This window comes from Cryobacterium sp. AP23 (assembly GCF_054075385.1).
The window spans coordinates 2,800,398-2,818,501 of record NZ_CM133415.1; the positions used below are offsets into that span (position 1 = coordinate 2,800,398).

Consider the following 18,104-nt stretch of genomic DNA (forward strand, 5'->3'; position numbering starts at 1 on the left):
GCGGGGGACAGCGGGCGGCATTTCGCATACCCGACCACACTTTTTACCAGTTTGAAGAACCATCAGGCGCGTCTTTGGTCGTACGCAGACGCCACTCTTAGGGCCAGACGGGGCCACCAATGCGCATTAGTGTGGGAAACCTGTCATCGTAAAATGACGTTTCACGTGAAACACTGAGCGTCTTTAGCTGGCTCCAAAGCCGGGCTGCCCGAGGACGCCGAGGATTCGGTTGAGGTCCCCGATTGTCGCAAAATCCACTGTGATCTGGCCTTTTCTTGCGCCCAGGTTGATCTTGACGCGGGTGTCGAGACGATCACCCAGGGTTTCGGCGATCTCGTCCAGGTGCCCCTGGCGCTTTCCGGGGGCCGGCTTGGCCACCACGGGCTTCGGACCGGCCGCGGCGGCGGCTTCAGCCGCGCGGACCGACAGATCCTCGTTCACGATCTTGTCCGCCAGGCGCAGCATGCCGTCCAGGTCGCCCACCGACAGCACCGCGCGGGCATGACCCGCCGACAGCACGCCGGCGGCGACCCGGAGCTGCACCGAGGCGGGCAGCTTGAGGAGACGCAGGGTGTTGGTGATCTGCGGGCGTGATCGGCCGATGCGAGTGGCCAGCTCCTCCTGGGTGATACCGAAGTCGGAGAGCAGCTGCTGGTACGCGGATGCTTCTTCGAGAGGGTTGAGCTGGGCGCGGTGCAGGTTCTCCAGCAGGGCATCGCGCAGCATGTCGATGTCGGCGGTGTCCCGAACGATGGCCGGAATGCTGTCGAGGCCCACCTCTTTGGTGGCCCGAAGGCGACGCTCACCCATGACGAGTTCGTACTTGCCGGGCTGCTCCTGCAGCGGCCGAACCACGATGGGCTGGAGGACTCCCACCTCACGAATGCTGTGCACAAGCTCGGCGAGGTCTTCCTCGTCGAAAACGCTGCGCGGCTGCACCGCGTTGGGCACGATGTCGGCGGGATTCAGGTGCGCCAGCCGTGCACCGGGTACGGGCAGCAGCTCAGGAGATGAGTCGTCCTCAAGAACGGCGTCGGTTGCAACCGGTGCGGCTTCCGCGACCCGGGTCGCGCCGGCAACGGGGGAGGCACCAGCAGTTCCCTCGGCGTGCGGAGTCTCGTTGTACGGGAAGAACACATCAACGGGACGCGCCTGAGACGGGTTGTCCTGAACCGGGATCAGTGACCCGATGCCCCGACCAAGGCCTGTGCGTTTCGCCATTACTGCTCTTCTCCTGTTCGTGGAACGCCCCTACGGGCGATCTCTGCCGCTGCTTCGAGATACGACAGTGACCCGGCCGAGTTGAGGTCGTAACTGATCACGCTCTGGCCGTAGCTGGGCGCCTCTGACACCCGCACAGAGCGCGGAATCAGAGTATCGAGCACCTGTTTCGGGAAGTGATCACGCACATCCTGGGCTACCTGGTTGGCAAGGTTGGTCCGGCCGTCGTACATGGTGAGCAGGATCGTCGACACCACCAGCTGCGGGTTGAGGTGCTTCTCGATCAGCTCGATGTTCTTCAGGAGCTGGCTGAGCCCCTCCAGGGCGTAGTACTCGCACTGGATCGGAATCAGCACCTCGCGAGCGGCCACAAACGCGTTGATGGTGAGAAGACCCAACGATGGCGGGCAGTCGATGAAGACGTAGTCGTACGGGTCCGTCATCTCCTTGATGTGCAGGTCCAGCGCACGCCGCAGCCGCTGCTCCCTGGCCACGAGGGACACGAGTTCGATCTCCGCGCCGGCCAGGTGGATGGTGGCGGGAACGCAGTACAGGGCGCCGAATTCGGGGCTCTTCTGCACGACATCCACCATCGGCAGATCGTTGATGACCACGTCGTAGACACTGGGCGTCTCGGCCCTGTGCTCGACGCCCAGAGCGGTGGATGCGTTTCCCTGCGGGTCGAGGTCGATCACCAGGACGCGGGCGCCCTGTCGAGCGAGAGCGGCCGCCAGGTTCACCGCTGTGGTCGTCTTACCCACCCCACCCTTCTGGTTGGAGATGGTGATGACACGGGTGCTGGCCGGCTTGGGCAGTCGGTCGGCGGCGATCACCTGACGACGACGGGTCAGGTCGGAAATCTCCCGGGCCAGGGGCGTGTCGAGGCCGGAGCCGGGGGAGCCGGCCTGCTGGTCTTCGCCAGGTTGTTTCACGTGAAACCTTTGCGTTCGACGGTTGATGAGCCACCCGGGAGCTAGCGTTTCCCGGGGAGGGAGCGCAGCCTGGGACTACTCCACTGTAGCCCTAATGACCCGGGTAACGTCCTGCAGCACGCCCTCACCGAGGGTAAGAACCTCTACATTCCGCAGCCGGAACCGGGCGATCGCCTTGATCGCATTGCTGACCTCACCGGCGGCTCCGGCCCCCTTCATCACCACGAGTTCGCCCCCGGGGCGAAGAAGCGGTGCCGTGAGCGGGATGAGTGTCTTGAAAGCGCTTACCGCGCGGGCCGTGACCTGGTCGAGCGGCGTCTGGAGGCGAACGTCTTCCGCCCGGGCACGCAACACCGTGGTGTTGGACAGGCCCAGCGCAGCCACCTGGGAGGTCAGCCAGGCCACGCGGCGTTCCATCGGCTCGATCAGGATGAAGGACACGTCCGGCCGCGCCACGGCGAGAACCAAACCCGGCAAGCCGGCTCCGGAACCTACGTCGCCCACCAGGCCGGGGCGCAGCAGCGGTGCGACGATGGCGCAGTTGAGGATGTGCCGGCTCCAGAGCCGAGGCAACTCGAGGGGGCCAATCAGGCCGAGCTCTTCGCCCTGCTCGGCGAGGTGCCGGGTGAACTCACGGGCGACGTCGATGCGATCGCCGAAGAGCTGCGCGGCAACGACCGGTTCGGTCTCGAGAGTGTCAATCATCTACAGGGCGGTACTACGCGGCGGTGATGACGGTGTGGCGGTCCCGGCCTTCACCCTGGGACTCGGACACGAAGCCACGCTCCGACACGATGTCGTGCACCAGCTTGCGCTCGTAGGACGACATCGGGGGGAGGGAGGCCTCCGTTGCGCCGGCTTCGATGCGCTCGATGGCGCGGCCGACGAGGTCGGTCAGTTCGGCCTGGCGCGCTTCCCGCGATCCACCGATGTCGAGGATCAGGCGGGAGAACGACCCGGTCTTGTTCTGCACGGCCAGGCGGGTGAGCTCCTGCAGCGCATTGACGGTGTCCGGCTTGGACAGCAACCGCAGGTTGCCCGGCTCAGACGAGTTCACCGACAGGTAGGCGCGGCCGTTGCGGGCATCGATGTCGATGTCACCATCCAGGTCGCAGATATCGAGGAATTCCTCGATGTAGTCGGCGGCGATGTCGCCTTCCTGCTCGAGCTGGTCGATGGTCGGCGCGGCCGGGGCCACGTCCTCCGCGGCGATCACGTCAGTGTTCTCAGTCACGTTGTCCATCCCTTTTACTTCTTGGGGCCGGTCTGCTTCTTGGCACGGTTCTTGCCGACGGGCTGCTGGCGCTGGGCCGGCTTCTTCACTTCGTCGACCACGATGATGTCGCCATCCGTCGCGATGAGCTTGCCCTTGCGGGCCAGACGCTCTTCACGAGCCTTGGCGGCCTCGCTTCCCGGGGTGGGCATGTTGCGGATGACGAGGAACTGCTGCGCCATCGTCCAGATGTTGGAGGTGAGCCAGTAGAACATCACGCCGAGCGGGAAGGCCACGCCGGAGAAGGCGAAGACGAGCGGGAGCAGGTAGAGCATGATCTTCTGCTGGCGGAACATCGGGCTGGCCTTGGTCTCCGGCGACATGTTCTTGGAGACGATCTGCAGCTGCGTGATGAACTGCGACGCCGTCATCAGCACGACCATGGTCGCCGCGATGATCATGACGGAGAGGTTGAATTCCTGCCCGCCCGTCCACAGCGTCCACTGCTGCGCGAAGGTGTCGTGCAGCGGGGCGACACCGAAGAGGGTGGCGTTACCGAAGCTGGTGGCCAGGTCCTGGTTCAGCGGTCCGACACCGGCGTTGGACTTCTGGGCGTCGTTGAGCACCGAGAAGAGCGCGAAGAAGATCGGCATCTGCAGCAGCAGGGGAAGGCAGGACGCCAACGGGTTGGTGCCCGTGCGCTTGTACAGCTCCATGGTCTCGCGGGACATCGCCTCGCGGGAGAACTGGTCCTTCTTGCCCTTGTACTTGTCCTGGATCTTCTTCAGCTGCGGGGCGACCTCGAGCATCTTGCGCTGGCTCTTGATCTGCCGGACGAAGATGGGAATCAGCGCGGCACGCACCACCAGCACGAGGCCGACGATGGACAGCACCCAGGTGAGGCCGTCGTCGTAGCCCATGCCCAGGTTGGAGAACAGCCAGTGGAAGGCGACGAGCAGAAGCTCAACGGCCCATTTCAGCGGCCAGAGGATAGTACCTATGAGGTCCATACGTGCGGGTCAGCCCTTTCCATGGCTAAAGGAACTACAAATCCAAACGACGTCACCGTGAAGCGACGATGTTTTTTCAGGGGAACGTCATCGATTCCGCCTTCAGCCCAAGGGTGGCAACGCAAGACTCGACGTGCGGCGAAAAAAGAGCCGATGATCAGGCCATATTCCTGAACAGCGCCGAGGGCATACGCCGAACACGAGGGGTAGTACCGGCACACATCACCGTACAACGGTGAGATTACCGCGCGATAGACACGCAGAAGCAGAACCCCGAGATTTCGGGGGATCAGGAACAGCGTGATCATCGCCCTCTTCATCGGCCGCGTTGGCCTTTGACGAGTGCATTCGACAGCTCCGCCACGAGCTCCGGCCAGCTTGCGCCAACCGAGGCGGGCAGTGCTCGAAAGACGACCTCGGTCCCGGCGGGAACGCCGGGAAGGAGGTCGAAGCTTGCCGCTTTCATCCGACGCCTGATGCGGTTCCGCACCACAGCGCCGCCAACGTTCTTGGCGACGATGAACCCGAACCGCACCGGAGTGGGTTCGGCGGTGCGTCGCAGGTACGCCACTGTGTGCGGGCCGACGACCCGCACACCTCGTCGAACGACAGCTTTGTAGTCGCTCCCGCTCGTGATGCGATTGGCGTGAGCGAGCACGAGAGTGCTTACGCGGAGAGTTCGGTGCGACCCTTGCGACGACGGGCACCGAGGATGGCGCGGCCGGCGCGGGTGCGCATGCGAAGGCGGAAGCCGTGCACCTTGGCGCGGCGGCGGTTGTTCGGCTGGAACGTTCTCTTGCTCATTGTTCAATCTCCACGTATTGGATCTCCGCAGGCCTAAACGAGCGGCCGGGAAAGAGTGAGGTAGCCCACGGGCTGGGGTCAACTGATTAAAACTACGGCTTCGCTCGCCCCCGGTCAAACTGAAGGCGCCCAAACTGACGATTCTGCCCACTGAATTCCTTTTTGCGGCTCAGACACGCTGGTGTTTATCAAGCTAATTTGGCCTGACCGCCGCTCATTGACTACCGTGAGGACAAGTTATCCACAGGGTGTGGGTAAAGCCTGAGAATCCAGTCGTTATTTACCCACAGGCGGTGGATAACCTTGTGGATGAATCGTTCGGTTTGACATTCTGTGTCGATGATCCGCTCGTCTTCACTCGGCGGTAACGCGTAAAGATCAAGAATGTGGGGAACCATGCCAGACGGGGAACAGCCCATCAGCGAAACCTGGCGGTCAGTACTGACGCTGCTGGAGTCCGACGACACCGTCACTCCCATGCTGTACGGCTTCCTGAACCTGGTCGAACCGAAGGGCATCGCAGCCGGCACCTTCTACCTCGAGGTGCCGAACGAGTTCACCGCCAGCATGCTCAACGTGCGCATGCGAGTGCCGCTGCTCACCGCGATGAGCAAGCTCAGCGAATCCGTCGCGGTCACCACCTTCTATGTCGTGGTCAATCCCGAACTGGAGCAGGAGTCGCTCCGCCCGGTCCAGGAACCCATCGAACGTGCACCCGACATCGAGACCCCCGCCACCCCGCAGTCGGTTTTCGAGAACCCGGTGCCGGACAGCGTGCACGACACCCGGCTCAACGCCAAGTACAGCTTCGACAACTTCGTGATCGGCCAGTCCAACCGGTTCGCCCACGCGGCAGCGGTCGCCGTCGCCGAAGCCCCGGCCAAGGCCTACAACCCCCTCTTCATCTACGGTTCGTCCGGCCTGGGGAAAACCCACCTGCTGCACGCCATCGGCCACTACGCGATGAGCCTCTACCCGGGCATCCGTGTTCGTTATGTCAGTAGCGAAGAATTCACCAACGACTTCATCAACTCGATCGCCAACAACCGCGGCTCCGCGTTCCAGAACCGGTATCGCAACATCGACATCCTGATGATCGACGACATCCAGTTCCTGCAGGGCAAGGCGGAAACCCAGGAAGCCTTCTTCCACACCTTCAACACCCTGCACGACCACAACAAGCAGGTGGTGATCACCAGCGACCTGCCGCCCAAGGCCCTCACCGGGTTCGAAGACCGGATGCGCTCCCGCTTCGAGTGGGGCCTGATCACCGACGTGCAGGCCCCCGACCTGGAGACCCGCATCGCGATCCTGCGCAAGAAGGCGCAGAGCGAGAAGCTGCAGGTGCCGCACGACATCCTCGAATTCATGGCATCGAAGGTGTCGTCCAACATCCGCGAACTCGAGGGAACCCTGATCCGGGTGACCGCGTTCGCCAGCCTCAACCGCACACCGGTGGACATGAACCTGGTCCAGACCGTGCTCAAGGACGTCATCACCCTCGACGAGGACAACGTGATCGCGCCGGTGGACATCATCACCAACACCGCCGACTACTTCAAACTCACCGTCGACGACCTGTACGGCTCCTCCCGCTCGCAGGCCGTCGCCACCGCCCGGCAGATCGCGATGTACCTGTGCCGCGAGCTGACTAACCTGTCCCTGCCCAAGATCGGCCAGCTGTTCGGGAACCGGGACCACACCACGGTCATGTACGCGAACAAGAAGATCAGCGAGCTCATGAAGGAGCGACGCTCCATCTACAACCAGGTGACGGAACTGACAAACCGCATCAAACAGGATCACCGTTACAAGTAAGAGAAAATTTTTTTGGGTTTCGTACCTGTGGATAACCCTGTGGAAAGTCTCCCGACAACTCCGCCGGTCCTGTAGAAACTCTTCGGCAACTTGTGAAAACTCGGAAATACAGAAGCAACTTCGTGTGATTCATTGGCATTAACGCTCACAGGCCGTCCACAAGTTACAAGAATGTGGTTTCCAGTCGTAGAGCGGGATCCACAAAGTTATCCACAGTTTCCACACCGGTTAAGAAGATTAACGATTAACTTCATTAGCTCCAGGTCCAACAACCTTTACTCGCCGGCTCGCACAAGAAAAGTGCCGCCGACAAACCCGACTAGCATTGAGGCCGTATCCAGGTCTCCCATCGACAGGAGTGACTTCGTGAGATTTCAGGCCAACCGGGACGTCTTCAGCGAAGCCGTATCTTTCGCTGTAAAACTCCTTCCCCAGCGCACCACCCTGCCCATTTTGAGCGGTGTGTTGATCGAAGCGACCGAGACCGGCCTGATCCTGTCGTCGTTCGACTACGAGGTCTCGGCGCAGACCGAAATCGCCGCCGACGTCGAAGAGACCGGCAAGGTGCTGGTGTCCGGACGCCTGCTCGCCGAAATCGCCAGCCGGATGCCTAATGCACCGGTGCGTTTCTCGACCAATGAGTCCCGCATCACCGTGAGCTGTGGCACCGCGAACTTCACCCTGCTGTCTATGCCGGTAGAGGAATATCCAAGTATTCCCCAGGTCAGCGCCCAATCCGGGTTGGTTCCCGCCGAGGAATTCGCCGCCGCCGTGTCCCAGGTCGCCGTCGCCGCGTCCCGCGACGACGTCACGCCGGTCATCACCGGCGTGCAGCTGCAGATCACCGAGAACAGCATCAGCCTGGTGGCCACCGACCGTTACCGCGTCGCCGTCCGGGAAATCGACTGGGACCCGGGAGCCAATCAGGCCCAGGAACCGATCACCGCGCTGGTGCCCGCCCGCACCCTGCAGGAGGTCGGCAAGACCTTCGGCCACAGCGGCACCATCTCGGTCGCGATCACGAACACCGACGACCGCGAACTGATCGCATTCACCGCCGACAAGAAGACCGTCACGTCGTTGCTGATCAAGGGCAACTACCCGCCCGTACGCCGGCTGTTCCCCGACAATGTCGACAACTACGCGGTGATGAACACCGCCGAACTGATCGAAGCCACCCGCCGTGTGCAGCTCGTCCTCGAGCGGGAAGCCGCCCTGCGGTTCAGCTTCACCGCCGACGGACTCACCCTCGAAGCCATCGGCTCCGAGCAGGCCCAGGCGTCCGAGACCATCGACGCGATCCTCTCCGGCGGCGACACCGTGGTCTCGCTCAAGCCGCAGTTCCTGCTGGACGGCCTCGGCGCCGTGCACTCGGAGTTCGTGCGGATCTCGTTCACCAAGACCGAGAACCCCAACAAGCCCGGACCCGTGCTGATCACCAGCCAGACCTCCCGCGAGCAGCCGGGAGCCGACAGCTACCGGTACCTGCTGCAGCCGAACCTGCTGCTGCGCTAGCACGACAGCTCCACCAGCACTCGAACCACGAAGGACAGTTATGCACATCGGAATCGTCGGCCTCGGCAAAATGGGTGCCAACATGCGGGACCGCCTGCGCACCGCCGGCATCGAGGTCACCGGGTACGACCGCAACCCCGCCGTGTCCGACGTGGCATCGACCGTCGACCTCGTCGCTGCGCTGCCGACACCGCGACTGGTCTGGGTCATGGTTCCCGCGGGCGCCATCACCACGGCCGTGATCGCGGACCTGGCCACGAAGCTCTCCCCCGGCGACCTGGTCATCGACGGCGGCAACTCCCGGTTCACGGATGACTTCACCCACGAGGCGCTCCTCGCCGAACAGGGCGTGCACTACGTGGACGCCGGCGTCTCCGGCGGAATCTGGGGTGCAACCAACGGCTTCGGGCTTATGGTCGGCGGCGCCGCGGTCGACGTGGAACGGGCCATGCCGGTCTTCGATGCCCTGCGCCCCGAAGGTCCCCGCGAAGAAGGCTTCGTGCACGCCGGCAAGGTCGGCGCCGGCCACTACGCCAAGATGGTGCACAACGGCATCGAATATGCGCTGATGCAGGCCTATGCCGAGGGTTATGAACTGCTCGAGAAGCGCGACGACCTGATCCAGGACGTTCCCGGCGTGTTCACCGCCTGGCAGCGGGGCACCGTCGTGCGCTCCTGGCTGCTCGAACTCCTGGTGCGTGCCCTCAAGGACGACCCGCAGCTGGCCGACATCGAGGGCTACGTCGAGGATTCCGGCGAGGGCCGCTGGACCATCGAGGAAGCGATCAGCAACGCGGTGCCGGTTCCGGCCATCAGCGCCTCGATCTTCGCCCGATTCACCTCCCGCCAGGAGGATTCACCGGCCATGAAGGCCGTGGCAGCGCTGCGCAACCAGTTCGGCGGCCATGCCATAAAGAAGGCAGACTGATTCCGGCGTGCGGGTCACACACCTCTCCCTCACCGACTTCCGCAACTACGCGCAAGCCGAGGTCCCCTTTGGCTCCGGCCCCAACCTCATCGTGGGCAAGAACGGGCAGGGCAAGACCAACCTGGTGGAGGCGCTCGGCTTCCTGAGCACCCTCGGCTCGCACCGGGTGTCCCAGACCGGTGCAATGGTGCGATCCGGTGCGGAATCCGCCATCATCCGCGCCCGCCTCGAGTACAACGGGCGCGACCTGCTCACCGAGGTGCAGATCAACCGTTCCGGCCTGAACCGGGCGCAGGTCAACCGCTCAGTGATCAAGACCAGGGAACTCCCCCGCTACTTCTCGAGTGTGCTCTTCGCCCCCGAAGACCTGGCCCTCGTGCGCGGCGACCCCAGTGGCCGGCGCCGGTTCCTCGACCAGCTCCTCATCTTGCGCAGCCCCCGGCTCTCCGGCGTGCTCACCGACTACGACCGGGTGTTGCGGCAGCGGAACACCCTACTCAAATCCGCCAGGGCGTCCGGTGTCAAGTCCTCCCAGCTCGGCACCCTGGACATCTGGGATGAGCGGCTCGTCGCGCTCGGCTCCGAGATCATCGACGAACGCGCCGAACTCGTGCGCCAACTCCTGCCCCCGCTCGGTGCGGCGTACCGCGCCGTGGCCGGCGCCGACCACGGACCCAACCTGGTCGCGTCCCTGAGCATCCTCGGTGCCGACGAAGAATCAGACGCGCCCGACGCTGCCGGTGCCGCTCCGGCGGATGCCCCGGCCGGCGGCAGCGACACCGCCGGCACCTTCCGGGCCGCGTTGGCCGGCCTCCGCCGCAAGGAACTGGACCGCGGCATGACCCTCGCCGGCCCGCACCGGGACGACCTGGTCTTCGAACTGAACAACCTGCCCGCCAAGGGGTATGCCAGCCACGGTGAATCGTGGTCGTTCGCGTTGGCCCTCAAGCTGGCTTCCGCTGAACTGCTCCGCCGGGATTCCTCCAGCGGTGACCCCGTGCTCATCCTCGACGACGTCTTCGCCGAGCTCGACCAGTCCAGGCGCCAGCGGTTGGCGGCAGCCGTGACCGGGTACGAGCAGGTGCTCATCACCGCGGCCGTGTTCGAGGACGTGCCCGCGGTGCTGGCCGCGCACGCTGTTCATATTCACGCCGGCGCCGTCGTGGACGGTCCGGTGTCCGACCAGATTCACGCCGAAACCGGGCCGGACCGTGGCTGAACACAGCGAGGCCGCCAAGGTCTACCTCCGATTCAAGGACGTGTTCGGCGACCCCAACGCCGCCCGCAAGCGCACCCGGCGCAAGGCCAGCCCGCAAATCGGCTCGAGCGTGCCGTTCGGCGCCGGCCGCGACCCTCGCGGGCTCGGTGAGACCATCAACTCCCTGACCGCGCAACTGGGCTGGAACTCCCCGATGGCCCAATCCGACCTGCTCGGCTCCTGGATCGAACTCGCCGGCGAGGAAACCGCCAAGCACTCCACCCCGGCGGGCATCGACGAGGGCATTCTCACCGTGCACTGCGAGTCCACCGCGTGGGCGACTCAGCTGCGAATGATGCGGGTCGAAATCATGACGCACATCATGCAGAAGTTCCCCGACGCGGGGATCGCGGCAATTCGTTTTCAGGGGCCTAACGCGCCCTCCTGGAAAAAGGGTCCCAGATCAATTCCAGGGCGGGGTCCACGCGATACCTACGGGTAGGGAGACAAATCAGGTCAACCGTGCGAATAAAACGCGTCAAACGGCGGATTTGGCCTCTGGCCGTCGGGGTGTTTGGTAGGCTGAAGGGTCGCCTGTGCGACGGTCAGGAGCCCAATTTCACATGACAATTGAACCGAAAACCGAGCCGGAGCACGCATACGGCGCAGAGGACATTCAGGTTCTCGAAGGCCTCGAAGCTGTTCGCAAACGCCCCGGAATGTACATCGGTTCAACCGGGCCCCGCGGTTTGCACCACCTCGTCTACGAGATCGTCGACAACTCCGTCGACGAGGCCCTCGCCGGGTACTGCGACACCATCGATATCCGCATTCTCGCCGACGGTGCGGTGCGCGTGCAGGACAACGGCCGCGGCATCCCCGTCGACATCCACAAGGCCGAGGGCAAGTCGACCGTCGAGGTCGTGCTGACCGTTCTGCACGCCGGTGGAAAGTTCGGCGGCGGCGGGTACGCCGTCTCCGGTGGACTGCACGGCGTCGGCAGCTCCGTGGTGAACGCCCTCTCCAGCCGCCTCGAGGTCGAGGTGCGCCGGCAGGGCCACGTCTGGCGCCAGAGCTTCCACAACGGTGTGCCGAACGAATCGCTCACCCAGGACGAGGTTTCGGACGAAACCGGAACCACGATCACCTTCTGGCCGAGCGCCGAGACCTTCGAGACCATCGAATTCGACTACGAGACGCTGCGTGCCCGGTTCCAGCAGATGGCGTTCCTTAATAAGGGACTGCGCCTGACCCTCACCGACGAGCGCGCCGAGAGCCGCGACGTCGAGGACAAGCCGCTGACCAACTCGTTCATGTACGAGCAGGGCCTGATGGACTACGTGGCCTACCTCAACCGGGCCAAGAAGGCCGAGCTGGTCAACGACGAGATCATCTCGTTCGAGTTCGAGGACACCACCCGCAAGATCGCGCTCGAGGTGGCCATGCAGTGGACCACCGCGTACACCGAGAGCGTGCACACCTACGCGAACACCATCAACACCCACGAGGGCGGCACCCACGAAGAGGGCTTCCGCGCCGCGCTGACCACCCTGGTGAACAAGTACGCCCGGGAAAAGGGCATCCTCAAGGAGAAGGACGACAACCTCTCCGGTGACGACGTGCGCGAGGGCCTGACCGCCGTCGTGTCGATCAAGCTCGCCGAACCGCAGTTCGAGGGCCAGACCAAGACCAAGCTGGGCAACACCGAGGCCAAGACGTTCGTGCAGCGGGTCGTCGGCGATCAGCTCTCCGACTGGTTCAACCGCAACCCGGTGCAGGCGCGCGAGATCATCCGGAAGTCGCTGCAGGCCGCCACGGCCCGCATGGCCGCCCGGAAGGCCAGGGAGACCGCCCGCCGCAAGGGCCTGCTCGAGGGCGGCGGCATGCCGGGCAAGCTCAAGGACTGCCAGAGCAAGGACCCCGCCTCCTCCGAGATCTTCATCGTGGAGGGTGACTCGGCCGGCGGTTCCGCCGTGCAGGGCCGCAACCCCGAGACCCAGGCGATCCTGCCGCTGCGCGGCAAGATCCTCAACGTGGAGAAGGCCCGGCTCGACCGCGCCCTCGCCAACGCTGAGGTGCAGGCCATGATCACCGCGTTCGGCGCGGGCCTCGGCGAGGACTTCAACCCGGACAAGGTGCGGTACCACAAGATCGTGCTGATGGCCGATGCCGACGTGGACGGCCAGCACATCACCACCCTGCTGCTGACCCTGCTGTTCCGCTACATGCGCCCGCTGATCGACCTGGGCTACGTCTACCTCGCCCAGCCGCCGCTGTACCGGCTCAAGTGGTCGAACTCGGCCCACGAGTACGTCTACTCCGACGCCGAGCGGGATGCCCTGCTGGCCGACGGCGCCGCCGCCGGCAAGCGGATCCCCAAGGACAACGGCATCCAGCGCTACAAGGGTCTCGGTGAGATGGACTACAAGGAGCTGTGGGAAACCACCATGGCGCCCGAGTCCCGCACCCTGCTCCAGGTGACCCTGGACGACGCGGCAGCCGCCGATGAAATTTTCTCCACCCTGATGGGCGAAGACGTCGAATCCCGACGCAACTTCATCCAGAAGAACGCGAAGGACGTGCGTTTCCTTGACATCTGACGACACCACCGGCACCACGCCCGACACCGCCGACGCGGCGGCAGCGGCGGAGGCGGCCGCCAAGTACCGCACCCAGCACGGCAAGATCGACCAGGTCGACCTGCAGCTGGAAATGCAGCGCTCCTACCTCGACTACGCGATGAGCGTCATCGTCGGACGCGCGCTGCCCGACGTGCGTGACGGCATGAAGCCCGTGCACCGCCGGGTCATCTACGCCATGTACGACGGCGGCTACCGCCCCGACAAGGCCTTCTCCAAGTGCGCCCGCGTCGTCGGCGACGTGATGGGCCAGTTCCACCCGCACGGTGACTCCTCCATCTACGACGCCCTCGTGCGCCTCGTGCAGCCGTGGAGCCTCCGCTACCCGCTCGCGCTCGGCCAGGGCAACTTCGGCTCCCCCGGCAACGACGGCGCCGCCGCACCGCGATACACCGAAACGAAGATGGCCCCGCTGGCCCTCGAGATGGTGCGCGACATCGACGAAGACACCGTCGACTTCCAGGACAACTACGACGGCCGCACCCTCGAGCCGACCGTGCTGCCGGCCCGGTTCCCGAACCTGCTGGTGAACGGCTCCGTCGGCATCGCCGTCGGTATGGCCACCAACATCCCGCCGCACAACCTGCGCGAGGTGGCCGCCGGCGCCCTCTGGTACCTGGAGAACCCCGACGCCACCCGCGAGGAGCTGCTCGAAGCGCTCATCCAGCGGATCAAGGGCCCGGACTTCCCCACCGGCGCGCAGATCCTGGGCATCAAGGGCATCCAGGACGCCTACCGCACCGGCCGTGGCTCGATCACGATGCGGGCCGTGGTGAGCATCGAGGAACTGCAGGGGCGCACCTGCCTGGTCATCACCGAGCTGCCGTACCAGGTGAACCCGGACAACCTGGCGATCAAGATCGCCGACCTCGTCAAGGACGCCAAGATCACCGGCATCGCCGACATCCGCGACGAGACCAGCGGCCGCACCGGCCAGCGCCTCGTGATCGTGCTCAAGCGCGACGCCGTGGCCAAGGTGGTGCTGAACAACCTCTACAAGCACACCCCGCTGCAGGAGAACTTCGGCGCGAACATGCTCGCGATCGTCGACGGCATCCCGCGCACCCTGGCCCTGGACGGCTTCATCAGCGCCTGGGTCGCCCACCAGATCGACGTGATCGTGCGTCGCACCCAGTTCCGGTTGAACAAGGCCGAGGCGGATGCGCACATCCTGCGCGGTTACCTCAAGGCGCTCGACGCGCTCGACGAGGTCATCGCCCTGATCCGCCGCTCCCCCACCGTGGACGACGCCCGCGAGGGCCTGATGGACCTGCTTACGGTCGACAAGCTCCAGGCCGACGCGATCCTCACCATGCAGCTGCGCCGCCTGGCCGCCCTCGAGCGCCAGAAGATCATCGACCAGGCCGCCGAGCTGGAACTGCAGATCGTCGAATTCAAGTCGATCCTGGCCAGCCCCGAGCGTCAGCGCACGATCGTCAGCGAGGAACTCACCGACATCACCGCCAAGTTCGGTGACGACCGCCGCACCGAGATCATGTTCGGCTTCGACGGCGACATGTCGATCGAAGACCTCATCCCCGAAGAGGAGATGGTGGTCACCGTCACCCGCGGCGGCTACATCAAGCGCACCCGCAGCGACAACTACCGCAACCAGCACCGCGGCGGCAAGGGCGTCAAGGGTGCCCAGCTGCGCGCCGACGACGTGGTGGAGCACTTCTTCGTCACCACCACCCACCACTGGCTGCTGTTCTTCACGAACACCGGCCGGGTCTATCGCGCGAAGGCGTACGAGGCGGTCGAAGCCGGCCGTGACGCCAAGGGCCAGCACGTGGCGAACCTGCTCGCGCTGCAGCCGGGCGAGGAAATCGCCCAGATCCTGGACATCCGGGACTACGGTGTGGCCCAGTACCTCACCCTGGCCACCCGCGAGGGCCTGATCAAGAAGACCGCGCTGGCCGAATACGACACCAACCGCACCGGCGGCATCATCGCGATCAAGCTGCGCGAGGGCGACGAACTCGTCTCCGCGTTGCTGGTCGACGAGGATTCCGACCTGCTGCTGGTGTCGAAGAAGGGCATGTCCATCCGCTTCACGGCGTCGGACGAGGCCCTCCGCCCGATGGGCCGCAGCACCTCCGGCGTCATCGGCATGCACTTCCGCGGCAACGACACCCTGCTCGACGCCTCGGTGGTCTCCGACGACGGCTACGTCTTCGTCGTCACCGAGGGCGGCTACGCCAAGCGCACCTCCGTTGACCAGTACCGCCTGCAGAACCGTGGCGGCCTCGGCATCAAGGTCGCCAAGCTCAACGACGACCGCGGTGACCTGGTCGGGGCCATCATCGTCGACGGCGAGGACGAGGTTCTCGTGGTACTTGCCAGCGGCAAGGTGGTACGCTCTGACGTCGCCGAAGTGCCGGCCAAGGGCCGGGACACCATGGGCGTCGTTTTCGCAAAGTTCGCGGAGCAAGACAGGATCATCGCGATCGCGAAGAACACCGAGCGCAATCTGGTAGTCGAAATTGAGGCTGCAACGGAAAGCGAGCCGGGGAAAGTAGAATCAGCAGATGAGTAGTGTCGCCGAAAAACTGGCCAAGAAGTCGAGCCGAGGTGCAACCACGTCTAAGCAGGTACGTCTCAAGCTCGTGTATGTCGACTTCTGGTCGGCCGTCAAGCTGTCCTTCCTGATCGCCGTGTGCCTGGCCGTCGTGACCATCGTCGCGACGTTCCTCACCTTCACGGTGCTCAATGGAACCGGTATCTTCACCCAGATCGACGCCCTGTACACGGATATCGCGGGAAGCTCTTCGCAGCTGACCACGATCCTGTCCATCGGCAACGTCATGGGCTTCGCGGTCGTCGTGGCGGTCATCAACACCGTCGTCATCACCGCGCTCGGCGCAATTTTCGCCGTGCTGTACAACCTGAGCGTCAAGGTCACCGGAGGCCTGCTCGTCGGATTCACCAACAACTGATCGTCGGATTCCCGATCGGGGTCGCCTCGCGGCCTCGATTGGGACTTTTCGCCGGTTTCCGTTAGTCTGAAACCTGCCCAATAGGGGGATATAGCTCAGTTGGTTAGAGCGCTTCGCTGATAACGAAGAGGTCCCAGGTTCAAATCCCGGTATCCCCACGTATTTACAAATAGCCTTACATCTCCGCCAGATCCCCACCTCGTGGGGAGCGGTTCGGGGCCATAGCTCAATTGGTAGAGCGCCTGCTTTGCAAGCAGGAGGTCCGGGGTTCGATTCCCCGTGGCTCCACAGAATGAAACCCCAGCCGGCTCGCGCCGGCTGGGGTTTTCTCGTTCCGGTTGATCACGCTGCCGTCTGCTCGAGGAGTTCCTCCGCGCGTTCCGGGCTGCCGCCGGCGAGGCCGGAGTCGATCGCCCGACGGGACGCAGCCCACATCAGGATGCCGACGACCAGCACGGCGCCCTCGGTGACGGTGAGCGCCCAAATGATGCCGGGCAAGCCGAACCAGACGTTGCCGAGGATGACGATCGGGATGAACAGGATCCCCTGAGTCACCGACATCACGGTGGCCGGCAGAGCCAGCCCGGTGGCCTGGAAGAGCGACGTGATCAGGCCCGTGAAGCCGTTCGCGATCATCGCTACCAGTTGCGCCGAGATGATGCTCATGCCGATGACCAGGACAGCGGGGTCGGCGACGAAGGCCGAGAAGATCGCCTCGCGGAAGGCGAACACGGCCGCCGAGAAGAGCAGGGCGATGCTGCCGACGGCGATGCAGGCTGCACGCACCGCCGCGGTGAGCCGTGCCTTGTCGCCCTTGCCGAAGGAGTAGGCCAGGAGCGGGAGCACGCCGATGGTGACACCCATCAACAGGAACTCCGGAACCTGCGCGATACGCACCGCCACGCCCATGGCCGCGAGCGGGCCGTCTCCGTAGGTCGCCGCGAGGTTGTTGAGGACGAGCGCGGTGACGATCAGGAAAGCTGACTGCAACAGGGTGCCGATGCCGACGCCGAGCACCGGGCTCAGCACCGTGCGTGAGAGGGTGAACCATCGTGGCGAGAGGCTGACATGGTCGCTGTGCCGCGTCAGCCAGACCGAGAAATAGCCGACAACGCCGAGATTGGCCAGACCCATCGACAGGGCTGCACCGGCGACGCCCCAGTGCAGCACGAGGATGAACACCACGTCGAACACGACGTTGGCCACCACCGACGCTATGAGACCGACCATAACCTGGCGCGCGGCGCCCTCGGCTCGCACGATCTGCTCCAGGCAGACGGCGGCGGCGAGCACGGGTACGAAGGCAAGCATGACGGCGACGAACGCTGTCGTGGCGGGCACGGCGGCGGCGTTCGAACCGAGGAGCGCCACCAGGGGATGCAGCAGGAGCAGCCCGATGCCGCCGACCGCGGCGCCGGTGATCACGGCGCCCCACACGGCGAACGAGGACACCCGCTTGATGCCCGCGAGCTGGGCTGGGTCCTGCTCCGCGCGGCCGAGCAGACGCGAGATCATCGCGCCGCCGCCGACGCCGAAGACGTTTCCGACCGCCATGATCAGGCCGAGAATGGGGGAACCCAGGGTGATGGCCGCCAACAGGGTGGTGTCGTGCAGGGAACCGATGACGCCGGCGTTGACGAGGTTGTAGATGGCGCCGACGATCATCGCGGCGGCCATCGGCACGCAGAGATGCACGAGGGCGCTGATGACCGGGGCCGAGGAGAGGTACCACCGGTTGGTGTGGACAGGGTCTGGCCGGCCTGCGGGTTCGAGGTATGGGGCGGAGCTCATGAGTGGTCCTTTCGGGCAGGTTCGAGCGCGCGCCGACGAACGCCGGCACGGCGAGGCTGATTCAGGTCTTTCAGGGCGCGCCGAAGGCCGCCGGAACGG

At 64.7% G+C, this 18,104-nt stretch carries 17 protein-coding genes and 2 tRNA genes; 10 read left to right on the forward strand and 9 right to left on the reverse strand.

The genetic code is table 11. From position 1 onward, the window contains the following. Window positions 1-183 precede the first annotated feature (183 nt). The 8 genes from ACU5E9_RS13285 to rpmH all read right to left on the reverse strand — a co-directional run bounded on the left by ACU5E9_RS13285 (window position 184) and on the right by rpmH (window position 5,180). Complete coding sequence (locus tag ACU5E9_RS13285; RefSeq protein ID WP_456810385.1) at window positions 184-1,221, reverse strand: ParB/RepB/Spo0J family partition protein; 1,038 nt, start codon at window positions 1,219-1,221, stop codon at window positions 184-186. After that, on the reverse strand, window positions 1,221-2,153 hold the full coding sequence (locus tag ACU5E9_RS13290; protein WP_456810386.1) for a ParA family protein: 933 nt from the start codon (window positions 2,151-2,153) through the stop codon (window positions 1,221-1,223). Before ACU5E9_RS13290 ends, ACU5E9_RS13285 begins: the two co-directional genes overlap by 1 nt. Window positions 2,154-2,228: 75 nt before the next feature. Continuing rightward, window positions 2,229-2,858, reverse strand: coding sequence for a 16S rRNA (guanine(527)-N(7))-methyltransferase RsmG (rsmG, locus tag ACU5E9_RS13295; protein ID WP_456810387.1), 630 nt, complete (start codon window positions 2,856-2,858; stop codon window positions 2,229-2,231). 13 nt (window positions 2,859-2,871) lie between these two features. Then, on the reverse strand, window positions 2,872-3,396 hold the full coding sequence (locus ACU5E9_RS13300) for a Jag family protein (RefSeq protein ID WP_456810388.1): 525 nt from the start codon (window positions 3,394-3,396) through the stop codon (window positions 2,872-2,874). Window positions 3,397-3,401: 5 nt separating this feature from the next. Further along, window positions 3,402-4,376 (reverse strand): membrane protein insertase YidC, encoded by a 975-nt coding sequence (gene yidC / locus ACU5E9_RS13305; RefSeq protein ID WP_456810389.1) that lies wholly within the window; start codon window positions 4,374-4,376, stop codon window positions 3,402-3,404. Continuing rightward, window positions 4,364-4,684 carry a membrane protein insertion efficiency factor YidD gene (yidD, locus tag ACU5E9_RS13310; RefSeq protein ID WP_456810390.1) on the reverse strand — a complete coding sequence of 107 codons (321 nt, stop codon included), beginning with the start codon at window positions 4,682-4,684 and terminating at the stop codon, window positions 4,364-4,366. Before yidD ends, yidC begins: the two co-directional genes overlap by 13 nt. Window positions 4,685-4,692: 8 nt before the next feature. After that, window positions 4,693-5,034 (reverse strand): ribonuclease P protein component, encoded by a 342-nt coding sequence (rnpA, locus tag ACU5E9_RS13315; protein ID WP_456810391.1) that lies wholly within the window; start codon window positions 5,032-5,034, stop codon window positions 4,693-4,695. 8 nt (window positions 5,035-5,042) lie between these two features. Beyond that, on the reverse strand, window positions 5,043-5,180 hold the full coding sequence (gene rpmH / locus ACU5E9_RS13320) for a 50S ribosomal protein L34 (protein ID WP_010204566.1): 138 nt from the start codon (window positions 5,178-5,180) through the stop codon (window positions 5,043-5,045). 396 nt (window positions 5,181-5,576) lie between these two features. Here rpmH and dnaA point away from each other — a divergent pair, with 396 nt between their 5' ends. The 10 genes from dnaA to ACU5E9_RS13370 all read left to right on the forward strand — a co-directional run bounded on the left by dnaA (window position 5,577) and on the right by ACU5E9_RS13370 (window position 16,502). After that, window positions 5,577-6,998 (forward strand): chromosomal replication initiator protein DnaA, encoded by a 1,422-nt coding sequence (gene dnaA, locus ACU5E9_RS13325; protein ID WP_456810392.1) that lies wholly within the window; start codon window positions 5,577-5,579, stop codon window positions 6,996-6,998. Window positions 6,999-7,364: 366 nt separating this feature from the next. Continuing rightward, entirely contained in the window at window positions 7,365-8,513 is a 1,149-nt protein-coding gene (dnaN, locus tag ACU5E9_RS13330) for a DNA polymerase III subunit beta (RefSeq protein WP_104163736.1), read from the forward strand. Window positions 8,514-8,553: 40 nt separating this feature from the next. Next, window positions 8,554-9,441 (forward strand): phosphogluconate dehydrogenase (NAD(+)-dependent, decarboxylating), encoded by an 888-nt coding sequence (gene gnd / locus ACU5E9_RS13335; RefSeq protein ID WP_456810393.1) that lies wholly within the window; start codon window positions 8,554-8,556, stop codon window positions 9,439-9,441. Between the two features lie 7 nt (window positions 9,442-9,448). Continuing rightward, a complete protein-coding gene (gene recF, locus ACU5E9_RS13340; protein ID WP_456810394.1) occupies window positions 9,449-10,660 on the forward strand; it encodes a DNA replication/repair protein RecF in 1,212 nt (403 codons plus the stop codon). Continuing rightward, the gene (locus tag ACU5E9_RS13345; RefSeq protein WP_456810395.1) at window positions 10,653-11,141 is read left to right on the forward strand and encodes a DUF721 domain-containing protein; all 489 of its coding nucleotides are present in this window, start codon (window positions 10,653-10,655) and stop codon (window positions 11,139-11,141) included. Before recF ends, ACU5E9_RS13345 begins: the two co-directional genes overlap by 8 nt. Before the next feature lie 121 nt (window positions 11,142-11,262). After that, window positions 11,263-13,239: a DNA topoisomerase (ATP-hydrolyzing) subunit B gene (gene gyrB / locus ACU5E9_RS13350; RefSeq protein WP_456810396.1), complete on the forward strand. Its 1,977-nt coding sequence runs from the start codon at window positions 11,263-11,265 to the stop codon at window positions 13,237-13,239. Continuing rightward, the gene (gene gyrA, locus ACU5E9_RS13355; RefSeq protein ID WP_456810397.1) at window positions 13,229-15,814 is read left to right on the forward strand and encodes a DNA gyrase subunit A; all 2,586 of its coding nucleotides are present in this window, start codon (window positions 13,229-13,231) and stop codon (window positions 15,812-15,814) included. Before gyrB ends, gyrA begins: the two co-directional genes overlap by 11 nt. Then, the gene (locus tag ACU5E9_RS13360) at window positions 15,807-16,214 is read left to right on the forward strand and encodes a DUF3566 domain-containing protein (RefSeq protein WP_265398170.1); all 408 of its coding nucleotides are present in this window, start codon (window positions 15,807-15,809) and stop codon (window positions 16,212-16,214) included. Before gyrA ends, ACU5E9_RS13360 begins: the two co-directional genes overlap by 8 nt. A gap of 84 nt (window positions 16,215-16,298) precedes the next feature. Further along, window positions 16,299-16,372, forward strand: a tRNA-Ile gene (locus ACU5E9_RS13365). A 57-nt stretch (window positions 16,373-16,429) separates the two neighbouring features. Beyond that, window positions 16,430-16,502: transfer RNA gene (locus tag ACU5E9_RS13370), tRNA-Ala, on the forward strand. Window positions 16,503-16,556: 54 nt separating this feature from the next. Here ACU5E9_RS13370 and ACU5E9_RS13375 read toward each other — a convergent pair. Next, on the reverse strand, window positions 16,557-18,005 hold the full coding sequence (locus tag ACU5E9_RS13375) for an MATE family efflux transporter (RefSeq protein WP_456810398.1): 1,449 nt from the start codon (window positions 18,003-18,005) through the stop codon (window positions 16,557-16,559). Between the last annotated feature and the right edge of the window lie 99 nt (window positions 18,006-18,104).

Excerpts from the sequence above, each read along its gene's own strand:
- ACU5E9_RS13285 (WP_456810385.1), bottom strand. The coding sequence starts at position 1,221 with ATGGCGAAACGCACAGGCCTTGGTCGGGGCATCGGGTCACTGATCCCG.
- rsmG (WP_456810387.1), bottom strand. The coding sequence starts at position 2,858 with ATGATTGACACTCTCGAGACCGAACCGGTCGTTGCCGCGCAGCTCTTC.
- ACU5E9_RS13300 (WP_456810388.1), bottom strand. The coding sequence starts at position 3,396 with ATGGACAACGTGACTGAGAACACTGACGTGATCGCCGCGGAGGACGTG.
- yidC (WP_456810389.1), bottom strand. The coding sequence starts at position 4,376 with ATGGACCTCATAGGTACTATCCTCTGGCCGCTGAAATGGGCCGTTGAG.
- yidD (WP_456810390.1), bottom strand. The coding sequence starts at position 4,684 with ATGATCACGCTGTTCCTGATCCCCCGAAATCTCGGGGTTCTGCTTCTG.
- rpmH (WP_010204566.1), bottom strand. The coding sequence starts at position 5,180 with ATGAGCAAGAGAACGTTCCAGCCGAACAACCGCCGCCGCGCCAAGGTG.
- dnaA (WP_456810392.1), top strand. The coding sequence starts at position 5,577 with ATGCCAGACGGGGAACAGCCCATCAGCGAAACCTGGCGGTCAGTACTG.
- gnd (WP_456810393.1), top strand. The coding sequence starts at position 8,554 with ATGCACATCGGAATCGTCGGCCTCGGCAAAATGGGTGCCAACATGCGG.
- gyrB (WP_456810396.1), top strand. The coding sequence starts at position 11,263 with ATGACAATTGAACCGAAAACCGAGCCGGAGCACGCATACGGCGCAGAG.
- ACU5E9_RS13360 (WP_265398170.1), top strand. The coding sequence starts at position 15,807 with ATGAGTAGTGTCGCCGAAAAACTGGCCAAGAAGTCGAGCCGAGGTGCA.
- ACU5E9_RS13375 (WP_456810398.1), bottom strand. The coding sequence starts at position 18,005 with ATGAGCTCCGCCCCATACCTCGAACCCGCAGGCCGGCCAGACCCTGTC.